This window comes from Lachnoclostridium sp. An118 (genome assembly GCF_002160985.1).
GTDB lineage: Bacteria > Bacillota > Clostridia > Lachnospirales > Lachnospiraceae > Claveliimonas > Claveliimonas stercoravium.
The window spans coordinates 103,787-127,942 of the sequence record NZ_NFLQ01000002.1 but is presented as its reverse complement, the minus strand read 5'-3'; the positions used below and the strand labels follow the sequence as shown (position 1 = coordinate 127,942).

General features: G+C 56.9%; 21 protein-coding genes. 4 read left to right on the top strand and 17 right to left on the bottom strand.

Going from position 1 to position 24,156, the window contains the following annotated elements; translation table 11 throughout:
• Positions 1 to 102: 102 nt before the first annotated feature.
• On the bottom strand, positions 103 to 825 hold the full coding sequence (locus B5E62_RS02315) for a TIGR01906 family membrane protein (RefSeq protein WP_087173143.1): 723 nt from the start codon (positions 823 to 825) through the stop codon (positions 103 to 105).
• A 94-nt stretch (positions 826 to 919) separates the two neighbouring features.
• Between B5E62_RS02315 and B5E62_RS02310 the strand changes: the two genes are divergently transcribed.
• The gene (locus B5E62_RS02310) at positions 920 to 1,801 is read left to right on the top strand and encodes a LysR family transcriptional regulator (protein WP_087173142.1); all 882 of its coding nucleotides are present in this window, start codon (positions 920 to 922) and stop codon (positions 1,799 to 1,801) included.
• Here B5E62_RS02310 and B5E62_RS02305 read toward each other — a convergent pair.
• The 10 genes from B5E62_RS02305 to B5E62_RS02260 form a co-directional block, all read right to left on the bottom strand.
• Positions 1,783 to 4,200: an ATP-dependent DNA helicase gene (locus tag B5E62_RS02305; RefSeq protein WP_087173141.1), complete on the bottom strand. Its 2,418-nt coding sequence runs from the start codon at positions 4,198 to 4,200 to the stop codon at positions 1,783 to 1,785. The two genes, B5E62_RS02310 and B5E62_RS02305, sit on opposite strands and share 19 nt — an antisense overlap.
• 127 nt (positions 4,201 to 4,327) lie before the next feature.
• Entirely contained in the window at positions 4,328 to 5,104 is a 777-nt protein-coding gene (locus tag B5E62_RS02300; protein WP_087173140.1) for a TIGR03915 family putative DNA repair protein, read from the bottom strand.
• Positions 5,101 to 6,432: a putative DNA modification/repair radical SAM protein gene (locus tag B5E62_RS02295; protein ID WP_087173139.1), complete on the bottom strand. Its 1,332-nt coding sequence runs from the start codon at positions 6,430 to 6,432 to the stop codon at positions 5,101 to 5,103. The genes B5E62_RS02300 and B5E62_RS02295 overlap by 4 nt, the downstream gene beginning before the upstream one ends.
• A gap of 250 nt (positions 6,433 to 6,682) precedes the next feature.
• Entirely contained in the window at positions 6,683 to 7,513 is an 831-nt protein-coding gene (locus B5E62_RS02290) for an Mrp/NBP35 family ATP-binding protein (protein WP_076777177.1), read from the bottom strand.
• A 50-nt stretch (positions 7,514 to 7,563) separates the two neighbouring features.
• On the bottom strand, positions 7,564 to 7,941 hold the full coding sequence (locus B5E62_RS02285; RefSeq protein WP_076777176.1) for a Rid family detoxifying hydrolase: 378 nt from the start codon (positions 7,939 to 7,941) through the stop codon (positions 7,564 to 7,566).
• 3 nt (positions 7,942 to 7,944) lie between these two features.
• Positions 7,945 to 8,895, bottom strand: coding sequence for an ornithine cyclodeaminase family protein (locus B5E62_RS02280; RefSeq protein ID WP_076777175.1), 951 nt, complete (start codon positions 8,893 to 8,895; stop codon positions 7,945 to 7,947).
• Between the two features lie 24 nt (positions 8,896 to 8,919).
• Positions 8,920 to 10,104 carry an iron-containing alcohol dehydrogenase gene (locus B5E62_RS02275; RefSeq protein ID WP_087173138.1) on the bottom strand — a complete coding sequence of 395 codons (1,185 nt, stop codon included), beginning with the start codon at positions 10,102 to 10,104 and terminating at the stop codon, positions 8,920 to 8,922.
• A 63-nt stretch (positions 10,105 to 10,167) separates the two neighbouring features.
• On the bottom strand, positions 10,168 to 11,322 hold the full coding sequence (locus B5E62_RS02270) for an ABC transporter permease (protein ID WP_087173137.1): 1,155 nt from the start codon (positions 11,320 to 11,322) through the stop codon (positions 10,168 to 10,170).
• Positions 11,309 to 12,442 (bottom strand): ABC transporter permease, encoded by a 1,134-nt coding sequence (locus B5E62_RS02265; protein ID WP_087173136.1) that lies wholly within the window; start codon positions 12,440 to 12,442, stop codon positions 11,309 to 11,311. Before B5E62_RS02265 ends, B5E62_RS02270 begins: the two co-directional genes overlap by 14 nt.
• A 1-nt stretch (position 12,443) precedes the next feature.
• A complete protein-coding gene (locus tag B5E62_RS02260) occupies positions 12,444 to 13,394 on the bottom strand; it encodes an ABC transporter ATP-binding protein (RefSeq protein ID WP_087173256.1) in 951 nt (316 codons plus the stop codon).
• A 149-nt stretch (positions 13,395 to 13,543) separates the two neighbouring features.
• On the opposite strand from B5E62_RS02260, the gene B5E62_RS02255 reads away from it, so the two are divergent.
• From B5E62_RS02255 to B5E62_RS02245, 3 genes are read left to right on the top strand one after another with little or no spacing between them, the layout of a single operon-like run.
• A complete protein-coding gene (locus B5E62_RS02255) occupies positions 13,544 to 14,638 on the top strand; it encodes a sensor histidine kinase (protein WP_162610245.1) in 1,095 nt (364 codons plus the stop codon).
• Positions 14,635 to 15,258 (top strand): response regulator transcription factor, encoded by a 624-nt coding sequence (locus B5E62_RS02250; RefSeq protein WP_087173134.1) that lies wholly within the window; start codon positions 14,635 to 14,637, stop codon positions 15,256 to 15,258. Before B5E62_RS02255 ends, B5E62_RS02250 begins: the two co-directional genes overlap by 4 nt.
• A gap of 60 nt (positions 15,259 to 15,318) precedes the next feature.
• The gene (locus B5E62_RS02245; protein WP_087173133.1) at positions 15,319 to 17,400 is read left to right on the top strand and encodes a glycogen debranching protein; all 2,082 of its coding nucleotides are present in this window, start codon (positions 15,319 to 15,321) and stop codon (positions 17,398 to 17,400) included.
• 105 nt (positions 17,401 to 17,505) lie between these two features.
• Here B5E62_RS02245 and B5E62_RS02240 read toward each other — a convergent pair whose 3' ends face one another.
• From B5E62_RS02240 to B5E62_RS02215, 6 genes are all read right to left on the bottom strand, one after another.
• Entirely contained in the window at positions 17,506 to 18,471 is a 966-nt protein-coding gene (locus B5E62_RS02240) for a PfkB family carbohydrate kinase (RefSeq protein ID WP_087173132.1), read from the bottom strand.
• Between the two features lie 143 nt (positions 18,472 to 18,614).
• Positions 18,615 to 19,946 (bottom strand): glycoside hydrolase family 32 protein, encoded by a 1,332-nt coding sequence (locus B5E62_RS02235; protein ID WP_087173131.1) that lies wholly within the window; start codon positions 19,944 to 19,946, stop codon positions 18,615 to 18,617.
• A 51-nt stretch (positions 19,947 to 19,997) separates the two neighbouring features.
• A complete protein-coding gene (locus tag B5E62_RS02230) occupies positions 19,998 to 21,101 on the bottom strand; it encodes an ABC transporter ATP-binding protein (protein WP_087173130.1) in 1,104 nt (367 codons plus the stop codon).
• Positions 21,102 to 21,107: 6 nt separating this feature from the next.
• Positions 21,108 to 21,959 (bottom strand): carbohydrate ABC transporter permease, encoded by an 852-nt coding sequence (locus B5E62_RS02225; RefSeq protein WP_087173129.1) that lies wholly within the window; start codon positions 21,957 to 21,959, stop codon positions 21,108 to 21,110.
• Complete coding sequence (locus B5E62_RS02220; protein WP_087173128.1) at positions 21,931 to 22,830, bottom strand: carbohydrate ABC transporter permease; 900 nt, start codon at positions 22,828 to 22,830, stop codon at positions 21,931 to 21,933. Before B5E62_RS02220 ends, B5E62_RS02225 begins: the two co-directional genes overlap by 29 nt.
• Before the next feature lie 3 nt (positions 22,831 to 22,833).
• The gene (locus tag B5E62_RS02215) at positions 22,834 to 24,156 is read right to left on the bottom strand and encodes an ABC transporter substrate-binding protein (RefSeq protein ID WP_087173127.1); all 1,323 of its coding nucleotides are present in this window, start codon (positions 24,154 to 24,156) and stop codon (positions 22,834 to 22,836) included.

Sequence of the window (24,156 nt, the reverse complement as noted above, 5' to 3'; positions counted from 1 at the left end):
TTCCTCCATTTTATATGTGATTTTATGATACGCTGGTTTTATCATAACATGGGGTTTCTTATTAGTAAAGTTAATAAAATTAAATATTTTTATAAGTATTTCTTATTTGTATTTTTCATTTTTTGTCTGCCTGTGTCCTTTGCCGAGAAAATGGCGCCACACAAGGAAGATGACCAGAAGGACCGCAAGGGAGCCGAGGAAACATCCTCCGATGCGCATCACCATGTCGTAGAAAAATCCCTCCGGCAGCATCCGGATCATGTAGTCTGTAGCCGGGTCAAAGAGCCACAGGTCGTTGGTGAAAAAGATTTCGTGAAAGATGGTGAAATATTTTGTAAAATCCGAGGCAAAGAGAGCTCCAAGCAGGACCGTCACCGCCAGGAAGATGCCAAGGGCGATAAAGTAGGCCCTGGGGATGATGCGCCTCCAGTCCCCCTTCAGGAGTACGAGCAGGGCGATGAGCACAGCCGCGGCGGCAAGGAGTACCCAGCGCAGGGTCAGCCCGCCCAGGAACAGGTTCTTTACGTCCGCCATGTGGAGGCGGTCCTGCTCGTTAAAGAAATCCTGGGTCTGTCCGTCCACATCCGTGATGACAGAGAGCTCCGGCCTCCTCCCGATGAGGTAATCCATCATTTTCTCCGTCACATCCATGACGTCCTCCATCTCCATATCGAGACTTTCCGTGACATTGTACTTCGCATATTCCCTCTCGTAAAACCTGTAGTCCGGGTCACCGTATATGGCCAGCTGGAAGCTGGTGAGCAGAAGAGCCAGGACAAGCAGGAGCATAGCTGCCACGGCCAGTACATGATGCAGTTTTTTCATAAAGCAATCCTTCTTTCTGTTGTCTCATTTTTGTGATTGTAATTTCCCTGATCTTCCCTTATAATACAAATGATTTTTATTAGGAGGACTTATCATGGATATTAACTATGAATTATATAAGGTGTTTTACTATGTGGCCTCGACCCTGAGCTTTTCCGAGGCCTCCAAGCAGCTCTTCATCTCCCAGTCAGCGGTGAGCCAGTCCATCAAGACGCTGGAGAGAAAGCTGGACCAGGTCCTCTTCATCCGGAGCACAAAGAGGGTCCAGCTGACGCCGGAGGGAGAGATCCTGCTGCGCCACGTGGAGCCGGCCATGAACCTGATACAGCGGGGGGAGGCCCAGCTCATGGAGTCCGCCTCTACCGGGGGACAGATACGCATCGGCGCCAGCGACACCATCTGCCGGTATTTTCTCGTGCCCTACATCAAGCGGTTCCACGAGGCATTTCCCGGGGCCCACATCAAGGTGACCAACGCCACCTCCATCCAGAGCGTGGAGCTCCTGAAATCAGGGCAGGTGGACTTTATCGTGGTCAACTCCCCCAACGCCTACCTGGGAAGCGCCGCCACTGTAAAGCGGATCAAGCTGTTCCAGGACGTCTTTCTGGCCAACCGGGATTTCGCTGACCTGAAGGGGCGCCGGCTCTCCTTTGCGGAGCTTTTGGAGTACCCCATCCTGATGCTGGACAAGAAGAGCACCACAAGCGAGTTTCTCCACAGCCAGTTCCAGCAGCACCACCTGGACCTGGTGCCGGAGGTGGAGCTTAGCAGCAACGACCTGCTCATCGACCTGGCCAGGATCGGCCTTGGCATCGCCTTTCTTCCGGACTACTGCATTCCCCGGGAGGACGACAATCTCTTCATCGTACAGACAGAGGAAGAGCTGCCTCCGAGGGAGCTGCTGGCTGTCCGGGGCACCCGCATCCCCCTCTCCAGGGCTGCGGCCGCCTTCCTCGACTACTTCGAGGAGGTCTGATCCCAGAAAGCCCGCATCTTTTCGCCGGCGTTTTTCACATTGCAGATTTCCAGACCTTCCCACTCCCGCGGGAAGGTCTCTTTGTATCTGCCCTCCCGGAAGCGGTCGTCCAGAAGGAGGATCACGCCTCTGTCCTCCTCCGTGCGGATGACCCGGCCCGCGGACTGGAGGACCTTGTTCATGCCCGGGTAGACGTAGGCGTAGTCAAAGCCCCGGAGTCCCTTTTTGTCAAAGTACTCCCTAAGGAGCTCTCTCTCCCGGCACACCTGGGGCAGTCCGGTGCCCACCACGGCGGCGCCGATGAGCCGGTCTCTGGACAGGTCGATGCCCTCGGAGAAGATGCCCCCCATGACGCAGAAGCCAAGGAGGCTCTCCTCCCGCTCCTCCTCGAATTCCTCCAGAAAGATCTCTCTTGCCTCCTCCGACATGTAGGGGGCCTGGATCATGCACTGGGCGCTGCTATCCTCCTTTTCAGCCAGGAGGAGGAACTGGTCGTAGACCTCCTCCATGAACTTGTAGGAGGGAAAAAAGGCCATGTAGTTTCCCTTTTTCCCCTGCACCATCTCCAGCAGATAGGAGGCGTATTTCCGGTAGGTGGCCTCCCCTCTCGCAGTGTACCGGGTGCTCACGTCATTTCCAAGGAGAAGGAGCCGGTTCTCCCTGGCAAAGGTGGACTGGGCGTAGACCGCGTAGTCGTCCGTCTTTGTGCTGAGGAGCTGTCTGTAATAGCGGATGGGAAGGAGGGTGGCGGAGAAAAAGATGGTGCTCACCCCTTTTTCCAGAGCTTCGTTCAGATTGACCGCCGGGTTGACGCAGAACAGGCGGACAAAGAATTTTCCCTCCCCGTCAATTTCGGAATAGATCATGTAGTTCTCGTCCAGCTTTTCATAGATGGTCTCAAACATCCGCACTTCAAAGTAGAGGCTCAGCACCTCCTCCCGGACGTCCTCCTCCTTGCACTCCTCCAGATACCGCTCCATCTCAGCCATGACAGACAGAAGCTTCAGGTAGATGCCCCCGGCGCTCTCCAGCACCTGGCAGCCGTCGCACTCCCGTTTCAGGGCCAGCATCTGGCGGTTGCAGTCCTCCAGCTGCCGGGCAAGCCGGACGTCCCTCGTCTTCACAAGGCGGCGGACCTTCATCACGTCCTCCTTGCAGAGGCTGGCGCTGAACATCTCCCGTCCCCGCTCCACCAGGTTGTGGGCCTCGTCAATGAGGAAGATGTAGTCCCCCTTCACCCCCTCGCCGAAAAACCGCTTCAGCTTCGCGTTGGGGTCAAAGACATAGTTGTAGTCGCAGATGACTGCGTCCGCCCACAGGGACAGGTCCAGACCCAGCTCGAAGGGGCACACCTGCCATTTCTTCGCCTGCTCCTCCACCGCCTGACGGCTCATGTCGTCAGAGGTGGTGATCATGTCATAGACCGCATCGTTGATACGGTCAAAATGTCCCTTGGCGTAAGGACAGTAGTCCGGATTGCACTCCGGCTTCTCGCAGAAGCATATCTTCTCCTTTGCCGTCAGGGTGATGACCTTGTACCGGAGAGCCGTATCCCCCTCCTCCACTGCAGCGGGCCCCACTGCGGCGGGCCCATCCGGGCCGGGCTGCTTCAGTATGTCAAAGGCCTGCTGGGCCACAGTCCTGGTGATGGTCTTGGCGGTCAGGTAGAAGAGCTTGTCCACCAGTCCCTCCCCCACTGCCTTCACAGCCGGAAAGACAGTGGCCATAGTTTTTCCCACCCCTGTGGGAGCCTGGATGAACAGCTTTTTCTGTCTCTCAATGGTCCTGTAGACAGCGGCCGCCAGCTTCTTCTGCCCGTCCCGGTACTGGTAGGGAAATTCCACCTTTTTTATGGAAGCGTTCCGCTTCTCCTTCCACTCCACCTGGAAGAGAGCCCACTTTTCGTAGGCGTCCGTGATGCCGTAAAACCACTCTCTCAGCTCCTCTGTGGTGTACTCCTGCCGGAACCGGCGTATCTCCTCTGTCTCCAGATGACAGTAGGTCATCTGCACGCCCATCCTCTCCTGCTCATGCTGGTCCCCGTAGATAAAAGCGTAGCATTTGGCCTGGGCCAGGTGCACCGGCACCGGCTCCTCCAGGGCGTTCACATCCCGGAATATCCCCTTGATCTCGTCGATGACCAGCCCCTCCTCCGTGTCCATGACGCCGTCCGCCCGCCCCTCCACCTGGAGGATGAACTTCTCGTAGGGCACCTGGCATTTCATGGACACCTCCGGCGTGTACATGCTCCCCGTCTGCCGCTGGATCTTCCGGTGGAGCCGGGCCCCCATCTGCATGGCCTCCTTGTCCGCCGAGGCAGTTCGATTGTCAAGGTCCCCGCTCTGGAGGATGAACTCCACCAGGGCCCGGACCGAAATTTTAATCAGTTGCTTTTCCATAGGTATATTATAAGTGGGGACGTAATACTTTTCAATAATGTTACGTCCGAAATAAAACCAACTGGCGGGGTATTGTGTATGGCGCGGAAATATTATCTGACTATTTTGCAAAATTGTCTGCCTCGCACTATCCTGCAAATTCTGTCATATCAGGCCGGTAACGGAGCGGAAGGTGAGTCCTCTGGCGCTTGGGATTTAACCTCTCCTTGATGGCAATAGTGTCACAGAACTCCCTCCACAGCGCCTGCATTTTCTCCTCCTGGCCGGAGAGATGCAGCAGCTGCTCGTCCATCCTCCCCTCCGGGTCCTCCTCCTGTACAAGGACCCACCGTTTTCCTGCCTCATGGACCACAAACATACTGCGGTTTTTGTCCCGGATCATCCAGTTCTCCAGAGGAAAACGCTCCTGAAAATGAGCCCCCAGACAGGGAAGCACCTGGTTTTTCGGTGTGATATCTGCAAAGAGTATCCCATTCTCCAGCTCCCGGAAGCGCACAAAGCCTGTCAGAAGATGGGCCTCATTTCCCACGCTGCGGCTCAGCTCAAACACCTTTTCCACAGCGGGATCCCCCAGATGCTCCATGATCTTCCGGGGCTGTCTCAGCTTCCGGGCCGCCAGCAGCGTCCCAAGGATCGCCTCCCCTTTTTCTCCATCCCGGGAGAGGGCCGCATAATAGATATGATGGTAGACATCCCTGCCCAGGTTCGTAAGTATCATCTTCCCGACAGCCTCCGCTCTGCTCTCATTTTCCGGAATCTCCCTGTACTCACAGAACAGCTGCGGATCCACACTGCCCCGGATGGCGATCCCACTGGCACCCTCCCGGCGGCGCTCCTTCCACGCCTCGTACACGGCAGAAAAAATCCCTGTGACGCTGTCTGTACAGATGTAAATGGTTTTCATATGGTGCCTCCTTTCTCCGACATGCTGCCAAATCTCGCATCGTCAAAAAGAGAGAGTTGTCTGTAGGTCATGCCATCCGCCCCCTCGGGCAGTCTCTCCTTTACATTCAAAAGATTGCGCGCAATATAATCCTCCTCGAGCTTTACCGGATACATCATCTTCCCGCCGCAGGTCAGGAAGTACAGCGCCCGCTTGAGGACCACACCCATTTTCTTCAGGTCCCCAAAGTCCAGCTTCCCGTAACGCCTGGCCTTCACGATCCTGGCAGCCGACCTGTATCCGATGCCCGGCACCCGGAGAAGGAGCTCATATCCCGCAGTGTTTACCTCCACTGGAAAAACCTCCAGATGACGCAGGGCCCAGTTACATTTCGGGTCCAGGAACACATTAAAATTGGGGGCTTCCTCCGTCAGGAGCTCCCCAGCCTGAAACTGGTAGTACCGGAGCAGGAAATCCGCCTGGTACAGCCGGTGTTCCCGAAGGAGTGGCGGCCCCTCCCCTGTTCTGGCCGGCAGGGAGGCGTCCTCATTTACGGGTACAAAAGCAGAATAGAACACCCGCTTTAACCCGAACTTCTTATAGAGAGCCTCTGCCACATGGATGATCTGAAAATCCGTCTCCGGCGTGGCGCCTATGATCATCTGGGTGCTCTGCCCGGCAGGCACAAATCTCTGGACATTCCGGTACAGCTGGATCTCCTGCCTGTTTTCCTCCATTTTGTTCTGCACAAGCCGCATGGGCGCAAGGATCCTCTCTCTTGTCTTGTGGGGCGCAAGGAGGCGCAGTCCCTCTGCTGTAGGCAGTTCCAGATTGACGCTCATCCTGTCCGCCAGAAATCCCAGCCTCTCCAGCAGTTCCTGGCTGGTGCCGGGAATAGCCTTCACATGGATGTAGCCCTGGAATCGGTATGTTGTCCGCAGCTTATAGAGTGCCGCATAGATAAGCTCCATTGTATGATCCGGACTTTTCAGCACACCAGAGCTCAGAAACAGGCCTTCTATGTAATTGCGCCGGTAAAACTCCATCGTCAGCGTACAGATCTCGTCCGGCGTAAAGGAGGCCCTGGGCACATCGTTGCTCCTGCGGTTGATGCAGTATTTGCAGTCATAGATGCACTCATTTGTAAACAGGATCTTCAGCAGGGAAATGCATCTCCCGTCCGCGGAGAAGCTGTGGCATATCCCCGCCTGGGCGCAGCTCCCTATGCCAGTGCCGTCATTGGTGCGCTGGGTCCCGCTGGACGTGCAGGCCACGTCATATTTGGCCGCGTCAGTCAGTATTTTCAGTTTGTCAGCTATGGATATAGACTGCTGAAGTTCCACGATCATACATCTCCTCTTAACGATATAGAACATACGTTCTTATTTCAGTATACAAACGTACGTTCTACATGTCAAGAGGCGATAAATATGACTGTCCTTTTCTTTCGGTCCTCTCTTACTGCCATTATTTATTTTATGTGATACACAATTTCACACCAGTTTGTTCATTTTTCCGCAAGGGATGATACAAAATTACACACCAACAAACGTAAATGGGGACGTAACCCTTTTAAAAAGGGTTACGTCCCCATTTACGTTATAACTTATTCACCACGTCCGCCAGGTACTGGTTGTCCGCCTCGTAGAATCGTTCTTCTTCCACGGACTCCGCCAGCTTCGGGTCAATAGGCATTTTCCCGAGGACCGGCACGCCCAGTTCCCGGGCTGTCTCCTCGATGTGGCTCTCGCCGAACACAGAAATCTTCTTTCCGCAGTCCGGGCATACGAGATAACTGTAATTTTCCACAATGCCCAGCACCGGGATGTTCATCTGCCGGGCCATGTTGCAGGCCTTGTCCACGATCATCTGCACCAGGTCCTGCGGTGAGGTGACGATGACGATACCGTCCACCGGCAGGGACTGGAACACCGTGAGAGGCACGTCCCCGGTTCCGGGAGGCATGTCCACAAAGAGATAATCCAGCTCCCCCCACATAACATCGGTCCAGAACTGCTTCACCACTCCCGCGATGATGGGACCTCTCCAGATCACCGGGTCAGACTCATGCTCCAGGAGCAGGTTGACGGACATGACCTTCGTGCCGTCCTTTGCCACGCTGGGGAAGATTCCCTCGTCGCTCCCCTTTGCCGTCTCGTGTATACCATACATCTTCGGGATGGACGGCCCTGTAATATCCGCATCCAGGATCCCCACGGAAAATCCCTGCTCCCGCATGATCCTTGCCAGGGAGGCCGTCACCATGGACTTGCCCACGCCGCCTTTTCCGCTGACCACGGCGATCACTTTATTCACATGGGAAAACGGGTTCGCCGGTTCCCTCATATCCTGGGGCTTGCTGCCGCAGGAGTCTGCATGGGCGCACCCCGCACAGTCGGAGGGGGAGCACCCGTTTTGCTGCTCTGCCATTTTTCACTCTACCTCTTTTCTTACTCTTCTGCCTTCCAGGGCTTTTGTTCTTACTCTTCCACTGCCGCGATGACTTCGATCTCACACAGCACATTCTTTGGAAGTGTCTTTACAGCCACACAGCTTCTGGCTGGTTTGGATGTGAAATATTTTGCATACACCTCGTTAAACGCACCAAAGTCTCCCATGTCTGCCAGGAAGCAGGTTGTCTTGATGACTTTGTCGTAGGTTGTGCCTGCTGCCGCCAGGAGCTCGCCGATGTTCTTGCACACCTGCTCTGTCTGTCCCTCGATGGTATCTGCCTCAACTGCGTCTGTTGCCGGGTTGATGGCGATCTGTCCTGCCGCGTAGAACACGCCGTTGTAAATGTATCCCTGTGAATACGGTCCAAGTGCTTTTGGTGCTTTCTCTGTCGCTACTAATTTCATTTCTTATCTCTCCTTTGCTTTCTCCAGTAATTTCTGTGCCACACACACGTCAAAAAGACCCATGCCCACAGATTTAAAATATGTGGTTTTCTTTGCGATCTCATCTTCGTCAGCCCCGGATGCCAGGAACTTATCCATAAGAACCACTCTGTCCATGGTGAGTCTTCCCTCGGCAAGCGGCTGACTCAGATCGCCGCTCTCCTCACAGGCATAGGGAAGCTCGATGTACACGTTGTCCACCAGATCCCAGATCACATCCGGTATCTCCCGCATCTGCGGAGTATAGGACCCAATGGCGATGATGCATTTTCCTTCCAGCAGCTCCCTGTCATTGGGAAGTACCGGCTCCTCCGAAGGGGTAGCGGTGCAGATGATATCGCTGGCCTTCACCAGTTCTTCCACTGTCTTACATTGTACTACTTCCACCGCCGGATCCGCAATAGTCTTCTTCAGTCTTGCCATGAAATCCGTCAGATCACGGTCGCTGTGGTTCCAGATGTAGACGGTCTCAATGTTCCTGGCCGCGCAGGCGTACACAGCCTGGTGGAAGCCCTGTGCTCCAGCGCCTACAATACCTACTGTGCGGGCATCCTTTCTGGACAGATGGCGGATCCCCACGCCGCCTACAGCCCCTGTCCTCCATGCCGTCACAGCCTGGCCATCCATGATGGCCAACGGCGCGCCTGTTGTCCTGTCGTTCAGGATCACAAGCCCGTCCAGGGAGGGAAGCCCCAGCTTTGCGTTCTCCGGGAAGATGGTCAGCATCTTGGTGCCGATGATGTCTTCCGTGAAGCATGGCATGTAGATGAGCGTCTTGTTCTCGTGCTCGATCACCGGGCGAGGCGGCATATAGTAGGCGTCTGCCCCGAAGATCCGGTAAGCCTCCTCGATCTGGTCCATGATCTCATTTGGGTCCACCAGCTTCTCAACTTCTTCTTTTCCTAAAAAAATCATATCGTTTCACCTCTCGTATCTTTCTCAGTCATGGTTTGCCGCCCTGTAAATCTGGTAGGCGTCCTCCGCATTTATCTTCTTGAATGAGCCCAGCAGGATGGTATCCCCCTTTGTGGCGCTGTCCGCCAGCTTCCGCAGCACCTCGTCCGACTGCACGCCTATCTCCAGCTCCCCGATGCAGACGGGCATATGGAGAGACCGAAAGAAATCTTCTGTCGCCTCAATAGCCGCCACAGCCGCCTTCTCCTCATCATCTTCAACAATGCCCCATACTTTCTCTCCATACCGGGCAAATCTTGCCGGATCGATCTTGTACACGTACCTTGCCCAGCTTCCCCAGATAGCGGACAAGGTTGCACCGTGAGCCACATCAAACATACCGCCGATCTCATGTCCCAGCTTGTGGCAGAGGAAATCCTTTGGCCGTCCAAGACCTGTCAGATTGTTGTGGGAAATGCTGCCGCACCACATGATCTCGCTCATGGCATCGTAGTCCGTCTGGTCTTCATATGCCTTTTTCCCACAGGTGATCATGGTCCTTAAGAGTCCCTCTGCGATCTCATCGGTCAGCATGTTGCCGTCCACCGGCGTGAAATACCGCTCCAGCGTATGCATCATGATATCCACGATGCCGCAGGTAAGCTGGTATTTCGGCAGGGTGTATGTAAGCTCCGGGTTCATGATGGCAAACTTCGGTCTGTTAAAATCCGTGTTGATTCCCGCCTTTTTGCCGGTCTCCTCGTTGGTGATGACAGCGGAGTCACTTGTCTCGCTGCCCGCTGCGGAGATAGTGAGGATGACACCCACCGGCAGAGCCGCCTGCACCTGTCTCTCCCCGGCCCAGTAACTCCACACGTCCACAGAAGGATCCGCGGCACCGATGGCCACAGCCTTAGCCGTGTCAATAACACTGCCTCCGCCCACAGCAAGGATCAGGTCCGCCCCGAAATCCACCGCCATCTTCACGCCCTCCCGGACAAGGCCCAGGCGTGGGTTTGGCTTCACACCGCCCAGCTCCTGGAAGGACACACCTGCGTCCGCAAGCTCCGCCTTTACCCGGTCCAGGAGACCGCTCTTTTTCACACTTCCTCCCCCGTAGACAATGAGGACTTTATCGCCGCCCCACTTTTTGGCAAGCCTTCCGGCTTCCTTTTCCGCATCCTTCCCAAACACGATCTCCGTGGGTGCGTACTGCATAAAATTTTTCATAAAACAAGACCTCCTTACGCTCCAATCGTACTCTAAAGATTGTAACATAAGGAGGCCTCAAATTCAATCGGTCTCCCGGTATCTGCTCACCGCCATCCCCACGCCGAAGATGGCCGCCGCAAAGAGAAGCTGCAGTCCCAGCCCCTGCAGCACCTCCGTTCTCTGGCTGGCCGTGAGGGAGGCCTGCTCTGAGAGGATGCCGTTCACCGCCTCATACCAGTACACGGGCAGGAATGCTGCCGCCCGCTTCACCCCTGCAGCCATGACGTCCATAGACACAAAGACACCGCAGAGGAAGCACATGCCCAGGGTCACCACATTGACTACACCGCTTACTGTCTCGGCTCTTTTCACACACATACTCACCACGTAGGCGATGGAGAGACTGACCAGGACCAGGGCGGTCACATTTGCCATATAATAGGGAAGATTTCCGTCTGACAGGAAGTCACCTCTGTAGAGGGTGACCGGCAGGATCAGGGAGATCACCCACACAACCGCCCCCAGGACCAGATATCCGGCCATCAGCCCCAGGTTCTGACGCAGCCTGGGTACAGGGGATACAAGGAGCCTTCGCCTCACCTCCTCCCTCCTGAAGGCGATCATGATAAAAGCCGCCCCGTAGCACAGGATCGAGAGGACCATGTAGGGCAGATACTGAAAGAGAAAGGCGTGGGGCGCCGGCTCTCCCCCGTACCCGCTCTCGTCCAGCATCCGGACAGAGCCGGCCCCGCTCTGGGCCTGCAACACAAGGGCGCAGGCCTCCTGGGTCCCGTATCCCGCTGCCAGCATGGCCTTCATCTCCCGAAGCCAGGCGCTGATCTGGCTGTCCACATAGTAAGCGCTGGTCGTCCCCGGGATTTTGGTCACCTCCAGCTTCTCCTGCCCCGCAAGGCAGGCAGCCTCAAAGTTCTCCGGTATCCGCACCAAATAGTAGATGTCCCTGTAAAACATTTTTTCCTGCAGACCCGTCAGGTCCCCCTCCCACTCCGTCACACGGTGGATCTGTCCCAGGTATTCCTTCAGCCCCTCTGCCGCCGCTCCCCCGTCCCGGTCCTCCACGGCCACAGGCAGAGAGGTCATCTCAAAGGTATCCGTCCCCTCCTCTCTCAGGGAGAGCTGGACAATAACAGCTATAGTCACAAAGACAGCCACATACAGGAGCAGCATGTGGAGCTGACGGAGCGCCAGCTTGATAAATCCTCTAAATACTGTCATACTGTTCCCTCCTCACTGCGGCGAAGGCCAGGAGGATGCAGAGGATGCTCATGCCTCCCAGGATCGCCATATCCTCCAGCAGTCTGTCATAGTCCTCGTACACCGCCAGGCAGTAGAAGGCGTCGCTCAGCACTGCCGCAGGGTTGATCCGGTTAAGGACCGGGCAGCGGGTCTCTATGACATATTTCATGTTCCCGAACATAAGCCCTGCCAGGAAGGAGGGAAACAGGGTCGCACAGACGCAAAGCCCCATCTTGATGGAGAAGGAAAAACGGCTGATGCTCCCTGTCAGGATGCCAATGCCCACCCCGATCAGGGTCCCCGCAAGGTCCACAAGAAGGACCCATCCCGGGCTGCTGCCAAGGTCCACTCCCAGCACGAGCCATATAAATCCGGTCAGCACCAGCACATTTGCATAGTGGAGAAGGATCAGCACGGCAAAATCCGCCAGGATCCCCTTCAGCTTGTGCATGGGAGAGACGCTCCGGCGGGCTCCCAGGGCAGACAGGTTGGCCTGCCCGTCGCAGCACGTCTTGATGCCAAGATAGGCGCCGGACAGGCAGGAGAAGGCGATGAGGGCAAAGAAATACTGCACCCCTGTATTGGTGGTCCTTCCTCCAAGGCTCACCTCCCGCACCCCGCTCTCCTCGGACGCTTCCAGCGCGGCCGCGGCAGCTCGTTCCACTCCCTCCGGGTGGTCTTTGGCTGCCCGGGCAAGGAGATACGCCTGCTGCTCGTACCCCTCCATGAGTTCCCCAAGGATGCTCTGTGCAAGCCCGGAGCCGTCCACTGTCAGCTCCGGCTCTTCCTTTACGGTGAAGACGCCTGTCACATCTCCTTCCCGCAGCGCGGCGAAAGCCTCCTGGCTGTCTTCATACTCTTTTATTTCTATCACGTCCCCGTCCAGGGCTTCGAGGAAGGCAGAGAAAGGAGGGTTTTCCTCCGTGACCACCACGCCGGCCGGCACAGACTGCATCTTCTCTCCCATGCCATCCCCTGCCGGGTTGCCGAAGGACACGTAGAAGAGGACCGCCAGGATCAGCGGAAAGGCAAGGGCCCAGAACATAAAGGACTTCTCCCGCACAAGGGTGAGAAATCTGTATTTCAGATAGGTTCCCATTTTATCCCTCCTCCTCTTCCTTTCTGTCCCTGAGCCGCTTTCCCGTGATCTCCAGGAACACGTCGTTCAGCGTGGGGGGCTGGGACCAGACCCTCCCGAAGGGAATGTCCGCCTCCTCCAGCCTGTGCAGAAGCCCTGTCAGGTTGCCCGCCCCCTGGGTGCACTGCACCCGCAGGACTCCCTCCTGGCAGTCTGCCGACACCACGCCCGGGAGCAGCCTGACCTCCTCCACCTGCTCTCCTGTCATTCCGCCTGTCTCCACCGTGATGGTCTCCCCGGTGCCGATCATGGCCTTCAGCTCCTCCTTTGTGCCTGTGGCCAGAATGCGGCCCCGGTCCATGATGGATATCCTGGTGCAGATCTTCTCCACCTCCTCCATGTAATGGGATGTGTAGATGATGGTGGAGCCCTGCTCATTGAGCTTTTTTATCCCCTCCAGGATGTGATTGCGGCTCTGGGGGTCTACCGCCACCGTGGGCTCATCCATGAGGATCAGCTCCGGCCGGTGCGCGATGCCACAGGCGATGTTCAGCCTGCGCAGAAGTCCCCCGGAAAGCTTTTTGGGATATTTTTTCAGATGGTCCTCCAGCCCGGTAAAGCGGACCGCCTCCTCCACAAGCTGCCTGCGCCGCTTTTTGTCCTTCACATACAGGCTGCAGAAATAGTCGATGTTCTCCCGCACGGTCAGCTCCTCGAAGACGGCCACATTCTGCATGACCACACCGATCCTCCTCTTGCTCTCATAGCTGTCCGGCTCCATATTTTCTCCGAAGACCCGGATGCTCCCCTTGTCATATCCAAGGAGAGCCAGAAGGCAGTTGATGGCCGTGGTCTTTCCCGACCCATTTGGCCCCAAAAGGCCGTATATCTCCCCCCTCTTTATTTCCAGATCCAGATGGTCAAGAGCCAGCACATCCCCATATCTCTTCACCAGATTGTGTATGCTGACAATGGTTTTCTCCTCCATACTGACCTCCCTCTCTTATTTTTGATTTCACTTGTAGTATAAAAGTTTCCGTCCTATAATGATAGTGTCACCTGTCAGTAGACCGAATGACAATTGTCATTTTTTATATCCATCAAAAAGAAAGGAGGCCCCTGATGAAACGACTGAGCGACTGCCTTCTCCTGTTTGTCTGTTCCCTGTCCCTGACCCTCTTCTGTCAGGACCTGCCCCAGGCCGTCACCGGCTTCCTGGTAACCCTGATCTGCCTTTCCGCCGTCCTCCTCTTTCCGCGGAAATCCGTATATATCCCCGCCTTTCTCTGCTGGACTATTTCCGCTCTCCTTACGCCCTGGCAGCTTATCTTCCTGCCCCCTGTGCTGTACACCGTCTGCACCTGCAAAAGCCCCCTTCTCTTTGCCCTGTGCCTCCTGCCCGCAGCCTTCCACGTCCCCGCTGCCAGCCCCAGGCCCGCCGCTTTTCTTTTGTGCTTCTGCCTGGCCGCCCTGCTCCTTGCCAGGCGGACGCAGGAGGGCCTGCGCCTGGAAAAAGAGGTCCATGCGGCCAGGGACACAGGCATGGAGAGAAATCTTCTCCTGGAAGAAAAAAACAGAGCCCTGCTGGAAAACCAGGACTACCAGGTGTACACCGCGACCCTGAAAGAGCGGAACCGGATCGCCAGGGAGATCCACGACAATGTGGGACATATGCTCTCCCGCTCCATCCTCATGACAGGGGCTATCCGCACGGTTAGCCAGGACAGGGCTCTGGCCAGACCGCTGGAGGAGTTGGAGGACACCCTCCACACCGCCATGACAAGCATCCGGCGCAGCGTCCACGACCTGCGGGATGACTCTGTCAGCCTGAAGGAGGCGATGGAGGACCTGATCCGGGATTTTCAGTTCTGCAGCGCCTCCCTCTCCTACGAGGCAGGGCTGTCCATCCCGAGGGAGGTAAAATACAGTGTGATCATGATCTGCAAGGAGGCCCTGAGCAATGTGATACGCCACAGCGATGCCTCCAGGGTCACCGTCTCCTTCCGGGAGCACCCCGGCTTCTACCGGCTGTGCATCCAGGACAACGGCACCTCCGCCCCTCTGTCTCTCACGGACGGCATGGGGCTCTCAAACATGAAGGAGCGGATCCGCTGCCTGGGCGGCGTCATCCAGTTTAACACAGAGCAGGGATTTTCCATCCACGCCTCTGTCCCAAAGGCAGCGGCAAAAGACATGACAGAAAGGAAATCTATATGAATATAGTGATCATTGACGACGACGCGCTCGTGACCACAGCGCTGAAGACCATACTGGAGGCAGACCCGCATGTCACGGTCACAGGGACAGGGAGCGACGGCCGGGAGGCCCTCTCCCTCTACAGAGCCCTGCGGCCGGACGTGCTCCTCATGGATATCCGCATGGAGGGCATGAGCGGCCTGGAGGCCTCAAAGGCTGTCCTCGCGGAGGATCCGGGAGCCCGCATCCTCCTTCTCACCACATTTTCAGACGACGAGTACATCATCCAGGCCCTCCGCTGCGGGGTCAAAGGATATCTCCCGAAAGCCGACTACAGCAGTATCCTGCCCGCCCTGCGGGCCGTGCAGACAGGCCAGACCGTGTTCGGCACGGAGATCATGTCCCGCATCCCGGGGCTTCTCCAGAAAGAGAAAGCTTTTCCGCGTGAGGAGTACGGTCTCACAGACAGGGAGTATCAGCTCATCAGTCTGGTGGCGGAGGGACTCAGCAACAGGGAGATCGCTTCCCGCATGTTCCTGGGGGAGGGAACCGTGAGGAACTACCTGAGCAGCCTGCTGGAAAAGCTCTCCCTCAGAGACCGCACCCAGCTGGCCGTCTTTTTTTACCAGCACCTGCAGTAACCCGTCCACTCCACACACCCGACAACACAACAGACAACACAGCAGACAAAGGAGGCAGCTATGATCAAAGAAACCTTACCAGCCCACATGGAACCGCTTGCAACTATCAATGGATTTCGCGTCCGCCCGGGCCTCTACCAGTATTTCGGAGCCTGGGCCATCCCGTCGGGAGTCAGCTTCACGGTCCACTCCCAAAGCGCCACCTCCTGCGAGATCCTCCTCTACCATCGGGAGGCGGAGGAGCCCTACGCCGTCCTCCCTATCCCGGAGAACTACAAGATAGGAAATGTCTTCTCCATGATCGTCTTCGGCCTGGACGTGGAGGAATTCGAGTACGCCTTCCGCCTGGACGGTCCCTGGGCCCCCGAGAAGGGCCTTCTGTTCAGCAAGAAAAACATCCTCATCGACCCCTACGCCAAGGCCATCACCGGCCAGAGCACCTGGGGGAAGAAGGTGCTGGAGAAGGGCTACCGGGCCAGGGTGGTAAAAAACAACTTCTACTGGGGCGTGGCGCCCCAGCTGTGCACCCCCATAGAGGACCTGGTCATCTACGAGCTCCACGTGCGCGGCTTCACAAAGATGGCAAAGGATGTGTCCGCCCCCGGCACCTTCCTGGGCGTAAAAGAAAAAATCCCCTACCTGAAGGCCCTGGGCGTCAATGCGGTGGAGCTGATGCCTGTCTTCGAGTTCGACGAGCTCATGGACAAGCGCACCTACAACGGGAAAGAGCTCCTCAACTACTGGGGCTACAGCACGGTCAGCTTCTTTGCCCCCAACACCAGCTACGCCGCTGACGTGGAGTACAACCGGGAGGGGCTGGAGCTGAAAGAGCTGGTAAAGGAGCTCCACGACAACGGCATTGAGATCATCCTGGACGTGGTCTTCAACCACACGGCGGAGGGAAACGAGAACGGTCCCATTTTCTCCTTTAAAGGCTTTGACAACAACGTGTACTACCTCCTCACCCCGGAGGGCTGCTACTACAACTTCAGCGGCTGCGGCAACACCATGAACTGCAACCACCCGGTGGTGCAGCAGCTGATCCTGGACTGCCTGCGCTACTGGGTCACCTCCTACAGGATAGACGGCTTCCGTTTTGACCTTGCCTCCATCCTGGGGCGCAACGAGGACGGCTCACCCATGGAGCACCCTCCGCTCCTCAAGAGTCTGGCCTTTGACCCGCTCCTGGGAAACACAAAGCTGATCGCGGAGGCATGGGATGCAGGCGGTCTCTACCAGGTGGGCAACTTCCCCTCCTTCAACCGCTGGAGCGAGTGGAACGGAAAATACCGGGATGACATGAGAGATTTCCTGAAAGGAGGCATCTCCCACACCTCCGCGGCCCTGCAGCGGATCAGCGGCTCCCCGGACATCTACGACCCCAAGATACGGGGCACCCACGCCTCCGTCAACTTCCTCACCTGCCACGACGGCTTCACCCTCTACGACCTGTACTCCTACAACGAGAAGCACAACGAGGCAAACGGCTGGGACAACACAGACGGTGCGGGTGACAACCGGAGCTGGAACTGCGGGGCTGAGGGCGAGACAGACGACCCGGAGGTCCTCTCCCTTCGCATGAGGATGATCCGCAACGCCTGCGCTGTCCTTATGTGCAGCCGCGGGACACCCATGTTCTTTGCGGGAGATGAATTCTGCAACACCCAGTTCGGCAACAACAACCCCTACTGCCAGGACAACGAGATCTCCTGGCTGGACTGGTCCCTCCTGGAAAAGCACCAGGATATCTTCCGGTTCTTCCAGTATATGATCCATTTCCGCATGGACCACCCGGTGCTGCGGGGATCTGCCAGGAGCTGCCGCTACACTCTGCCGGACATCAGCTATCACTCGGAGGAGCCCTGGAAGGCTCCCCAGGATAACGGAAACGGGGTGGCCGGCGTCCTCTTTGCAGGCTACGATGCGGCGCAGGCCCGGGACGATATCATCTACCTGGGTATCAACGTGCACTGGGAGGCCCACAGCCTGACCCTGCCCCACCTCCCCGGCGGCCTCCACTGGCACATCGCGGTCAACACCGGAGACGAGGAGCATATCCTCTTTGAGGCCCCCCTCCCCGTGCTGGCAGGGGACAGTCTGCTCATCGGAGCGCGGTCTGTCATTGTCCTTGTTGGCCGATGATCACACAGGAAAAAGCCCACACAGGCTGCTGTGTGGGCAAAATATTGTTTCAAATTAAATACCTTTTTGATCCCGGCTCGTTTTCAGGGCCTTGCCTGACCGGTCTTATCTCTCCCGGATCACTTTCTCGATCTCCGCTTTTTCCGGCATGACTTTCAGAGCCCCTTTTCTCGTGGTGATAATAGAAGCGCCCGCGTTGGCAAAGGTGAGCATCTCCTTTAAGTTCTCCTCTGTCAGGTCCTCCAGGCCGTGCTCCAGGATGTAGTTCAGGGTGCAGGCCTCAAAAGTGTCGCCTGCCCCGGTCGTCTCAATGGTATCTTCTCTCACAAAGGGGGCTGCCTCCACGATCATATCCCTGTAGTAGGCCCGGCTTCCCTCTTTTCCGAGAGTGACACAGATCAGGGGAATATCAAACTGCTCCCGCAGCATCTCCACCCCTTTTGTGTAATCGGAAGTCCCCGTCATAAACTCCATCTCATTATCCGAGATCTTTAAAATATCGCACTTGGACATACCGTACAGGATCTCCTCTTTCGCCTGGTCCAGGCTTTCCCAGAGGGGCTCCCGCAGGTTCGGGTCAAAGGAGACGAGAAGGCCGTTCTCCTTCGCCACGTCAATAGCGTAGCGTGTGGCCTCCCTCACGCCTGCATGGGTGGAGGAGAGAGTTCCGAAGTGGAAGATCCTTGCGTTTTTGATGATTTCCGGGTCAACCTCCTCCTTGGTCAGCATCATATCAGCGCCCGGATTGCGGTAAAAAGAGAATTCTCTATCTCCGTCCGGAAATGTGTGCACAAATGCCAGTGTCGTGTGTACCTGTTCATCCATGGCAAGGCCGGACACATCCGTGCCGCTTTCCTCCACCACTTCCTTCAGCATCTTTCCGAACTGGTCATTTCCCACCTTGCCGATAAAGGCTGTCTTTTTCCCCAGCCTGTTCAGCATGGCCAGCACATTGCAGGGAGCTCCGCCGGGATTCGCCTCCAGCAGAGGGTTGCCCTGGCCGCTCAGGCCATTCTCTGTAAAGTCGATCAAAAGTTCTCCGAGCGCCACCACATCGTATTTCCTATCCATCTATACCTCTCCTCCTCGCATGTTTCGGTTGAATATCTCTGAATATCATATAACATTTCCCGCCATATTTCCATACTTTTCGTACTCTCCAAAACAGCAGCTTAAAAATGGTTGAGACAATCTCTTTTCCTCCTGCAAGGATGTCAGCGCTGTGCGCTGAAAATGTGCATCCTCATCTTCTTCCCCTCACCGCTGCACCCTATCTTGTCCTCCAGGCCGTACACGGCGTTGCTGATCACGCACTCTCCCTCGTTCACAAAGACCTCCACCAGGTCTTTGTCCACCACCACGTCCAGGTGGCAGCCGCCCTTCAGGGCCGGCGTCTCCGAGCGGAGGTGGGCCCCCGGGAAGGAGGGGAACACGGCGCTCCGGTCCGTGCAGATCCGGTCGCCCTCCCGGCGGATGACAAATCCGCCCACATCAAGCTCCTCCCCGTCCTCCAGGTCCAGTGAGACAAGGTAGCCGTCCTTCGCCCGCTGGGAGCCGGCCGGGATCTCCTGCGAGTAGGCGGCCCGCACGTTCGGGTGCATGGGGAAGAAGATGTGCCCGTCCCTTACCTCCACCACTCTGGGGGTACAGAACATGCCGATCCATCCCTCGTCCGTGACCTTGGGCATCCTCACCCAGGCGGAGAGGATCCGCCGCCCCTCCGCGTCCAGTGTCGTCTGGGGCGCGTACAGGTCCAGGCCGCAGTCCAGGAACTGATACGTATCCGGGATCTCTATCCGGCAGGAGGACTGGTCAAACTCCACATGAAAGCAGATAGACTGGTTTTTCTCCTTCTCCCCGTTCTTAAGGAAGCCCATGGCGGAGAGGATCAGCACCTTGCCCCCTTTCGTCTCAAAGTAGTCCGGGCACTCCCACATCCAGCCGTACTCGGGTCCCTTGAATGCCTTGTCCACGTAGGTCCAGGTGTGGAGGTCATCGCTCCTGTAGAAGAGCACCTCCCCGTACTTTTCTCCCACCGTGCTCCCGAGGACGAGATACCAGTGGTCCCCGCTCTTCCAGACCTTGGGGTCCCTCGTGTGGGTCCGGTCGCCGATGGCCGGGTCCGTGATGGGGGGGATGATCACCTTTTTCCCGTTCTCGTTGTCAAAGTGAAATCCGTCCTCCGAGGAGATCATGAGCTGGGCGGACTCAAACTGATCGTCCAGGCATGTGTGAGGGTCCTCCGGGTTCACCACCTCGTACCGGACGCCGGTGTAGATGAGGTACAGCTTTCCGTCCTTCTCCACCGCGCTCCCGGAGAAGCAGCCGTTCCGGTCCTCCCTCATGGTGGGGTACAGGGCCAGATCCCTGTGCTCCCAGGTTACCAGATCCCTGCTCACCGCGTGTCCCCAGTGCATGGTCCCCCACCGGGGACCATAGGGAAAATACTGATAAAACAGATGGTAGTATCCCTTGTAGTAGATAAAGCCGTTGGGGTCGTTTACCCAGTTGTCCGGCGCTTTCAAGTGTAATCTCTGTGTCTTCATACTGCCTCCGTAATAAATGCTATTTTTTCTTTTTTCTGTCTAACAGCCTTTTTACTGCATCTCCATGTAGTTCACGCCCGTCTCCCTGTCAAAGAAATGCATCTTGGAGGGCATGAACACGAAGTCGATCCGGTCGCCGATCTGGCTGATCTCGTACTTGGACACCCGGGCCACCGCCTGGGCCCCGCCGAAGGTAAAATACAGGTTGTTCTCGTTTCCCATGACCTCTGTGTCCGTGATGACCGCGTGGAGCCGGTTCTCCCCGTTGATCTCCATGTTCTGGGCGTCCATCTTGATGTCCTCTCCCCGGATGCCCAGAATCATCTCTCCCCGGCGTCCGTTCAGCTTCTTCAGCGTGCCGTCCGAGAGGGTGATGGAGTTGCCGTCGGCAAATGTCGCCGTGCCGTCCTCCACGGTCACGTCAAAGAAGTTCATCTGGGGCGAACCGATAAATCCCGCCACGAACTGGTTCACCGGGTGGTCGTAGAGCTCCATGGGCTTTCCGACCTGCTGGATCACGCCCTCCTTCATGATGACAATCCGGTCCGCCATGGTCATGGCCTCCACCTGGTCGTGGGTGACGTAGATGGTGGTGGCTCCCAGCTCCCGGTGGATCTTGCTGATCTCTGTCCTCATGCTGACCCTGAGCTTGGCGTCCAGGTTGGAGAGGGGCTCGTCCATGAGGAACAGCTTCTGGTTCTTCACGATGGCCCTTCCGAGGGCCACCCTCTGGCGCTGGCCGCCGGAGAGGTTCTTGGGCTTGCGGTAGCGGTACTCCTCCAGGCCCAGCATCTCAATGGCCCAGTCCACCTTCTTCCTGATCTCATCCGCGGGCATTTTCATGTTCTTCAGGCCGTAGCCGATGTTCTTCTCCACCGTCATGTGGGGGTAGAGGGCATAGTTCTGGAACACCATGGCGATGCCCCTGTCCCTGGGCGCCACCTCGTTCATCTTTTTTCCGTCTATGAACAGCTCTCCCCCGGTGATCTCCTCAAAACCCGCGATCATGCGCAGGGTGGTGGACTTGCCGCAGCCGGAGGGGCCGACGAAGGCGATGAACTCCTTCTCCTCGATATTGAGATTTAAATTTTCCACTGTGTCCTTATCTGATCCGGGATATCTTTTACATACATTCTTAAATTCTATGAAACTCATCTTCTCTTATCCTTCCTTTGAACCTGTTGATGTCACACCCTCCACGATCTGTTTGGAGAACAGGGAGTAGATGATGATGACAGGGATTGTTACAAGCGTGATGACCGCGAGAGTCTGTCCCATCGTCGTGTTTTCATTGGACGTGATGGAGTTCAGACCGATCTGGGCTGTCAGCATGTCGCTGGATGTAAATACGAGCGCCGGCCACAGGTAGTCGTTCCACACATTCAGGAACGTGAATACGCTGACTGTCGCCACCACTGTCTTGGACATGGGGATGACCATGGTGAAGAAGTATTTCACAGGTCCGCAGAAGTCCAGCTGCGCCGCCTCGTACACGTCGTCCGGGAGGCTTACGAACACCTGCCGGAACAGGAAGATGTTGAAGGGGTTGACGATGGACGGCAGGATGTAGCCCAGGATCGTGTTCAAAAGTCCCGCTTTGGCGATGATCAGGAAGTGGATGGTGATGACCGTCTCTGTGGGCACGATCAGCAGCATCATGATGATCAAAAGCCACTGCTCCCGGAAGGGGAAATCTATCTTCGCCAGGGCGTACCCCGCAAGGCCGTTCACAATGATGCCAAGCACGATCAGGATGGCCGCGTAGAGGAGGGTGTTGCCCATATACCGCAGGAAACTGGTGTTTGTGATGATCTCTATGTAGTTGTCAAAGAAATTTCCGTCCAGCGCCGGCGGGATGAAGGCCGCGATGGAATTCATGTCCGCCGTGATTGCCGCGTCCGGCTTGAAGGAGTTGGCCAGCATCCAGATCACCGGGAACAGGAAGAAGATGGAAAGGACCAGCAGCACAGCTACCAGGATCCAGTTAATTCGCCTTTGCTTTTTTGATACCATGCTTTTTCTCCTCCTTGTCCTTAGTCAGTACATTCTGGATAATCGTGAGAATGACCACAAATACGGTGAATACGATAGCCATTGTGGACGCCAGGCCCATCTCCCAGTTCACGGTGCCGGTCTCGTAAATGTCGTACACGATGGTGTAGGTGGAGTGGTCCGGCCCGCCTCCTGTCATGACCATGGGCTGCACCAGCATGCGGAACGCGCCGATGGTGACCGTGATGAACACGAACACGCACAGGGGCTTCAGCTCCGGCAGGGTGATGTCCTTAAACTGCTGCCATGCGCTGGCGTGGTCCATCTCCGCCGCCTCGTAGAGGGCCGGGTTGATGTTCTGCAGGCCGCCCAGGAAGATGATCATCTGGTAGCCCACGCCCTGCCATACGCTCATGACGGCGATGGAGGGGAGCGCCTGGTCCGCGCTGTGGATAAAGGGCTGGGCGTCGATGCCGAAGTTGGCAAGCAGCGTGTTCAGGATGCCCTCCGGGCTGTAAATCTGCATCCACAGGGTGGAGACGACCGCCAGGGACATGACCACGGGCACGAAGAACGCCACCTTGAAGTATTTCTTGCAGTGGGCCGCCTTGTTGATGGCCAGCGCCAGCACCAGAGCCCCGATGCACTGGCAGGGCACGATGATGACGACAAATTTGACTGTGTTCAAAAAGGACTGTACAAAGAGCTCGTCCTTAAAAATATTAAAGTAGTTTTCCAGTCCCACAAAGTGGGTGAGCTCCGGGTTCAGCGCGAAGTAGTCGGTAAAGCTGAACACGAATGTGAGCGCCATCGGCAGAAAGAGAAAGATGGTCAGCAGCACGAGCGCGGGGCCGAAAAACGCCATTCCCAAAATTGAATTCTTCTTTTTCATTCCTTACTCCCTTGTATAACGTTCCAGTTTCTGATCGATCCGTTCCACCTGCTTATCCAGCTCGGTCCGGGCGTCCTTGCCTCCCAGGGCCACGCTCTCCAGTACCTCCTGGAAGGAAGTGCTCACCTGGGGGTAGACCGGCGTCTTCGGCCTCGGGTGCCCGTAGTTGGTGAGCTGCTGGTACAGGGCGCTGTAATTTTCATCTGTCTGGAACACGTCGATGTTTTCAAATGCCTCGTAGGTGGACGGGAAGTTCTTCGTCATATCCCAGATGCGGATCCCGCTGTCCACGCCGCTCATCCACTTCACCAGCTCTGTGGCCGCGTCGATGTCCGTCGCCTCGGAGGAGGCAGCGAAGGCCCAGGAGCCCGTGGGCGTGTAGGTCCCGCCGTCCCAGTCGTCGCTGACCACATAGGGCGCCACGCCCAGGTTGAGATCCGGGTAGCTGGTGTACACGGTGTTGACCTCCCAGGCCCCGTCGAACTTGAAGGCCGCCCGCCCGCTCTCAAAGAGGTGGTCGATGGGGGCCTCGGACATGTAGCCATTTTCTACGACAGTCCGGAAGAACTCCATGGCCTCCTTAGTCTGGTCTGAGTTGAAATATCCGTCCACTGTCAGCCCGTCGTCGCTGACAAGCTCACCGCCGCCGGACCACACGAAGGGCGCGTAGTAGTAGATGCTCGTCTCGCCCACCGGGAAGGTCATATCCAGGCAGTACCCGTCCTTCTCCTCCATGAGGGGCTTCAACTCCTCCAGGATCTCGAGGAACTGGGACCAGGTCCAGGGATGGTCCGCATCCGGTATCTCGATGCCCGCCTCCTCGATGATGTCCTTGTTATAGTAGAAGCCCACGCTGGACTCCATGACTCCCAGGGCGTACAGCTCATCGTTTACTGTCCCCTGCTCGATGATGGAGGGCAGGTACTCGCTCTCCTCCTCCTCGGTCAGGTCCGCCAGGGGCTGGATGATCCCGTTGGCCGCGTAGGCCGAGATATTGGGCCCGTCCACAGTGAGCACGTCCGGCAGTCCCCCCGACATGACGGAGGCGTTGACTTTGTCCGAGTAGCCTCCCCCGCTGTCGTTCCTGGGCACGAACTCGATATCCGCGAAATACTGCCCGTCGTAGGCCTCGTTGAAGGTGTCCACAGACTCCTTGTAGGCCTGTCCTTCCTCTGTGTCCTCGATGGAGTGGACCCATATGGAGAGGTATTCCTCCCCCTCATCGTAGCCTGCCACCTCCCCCGGCTGCGGGTCTTTCTGCTGACAGCCGGTGAGGCAGGCCGCCGCCAGGACCACCCCGGTCAGGCACAGCCTCCATTTCTTCAT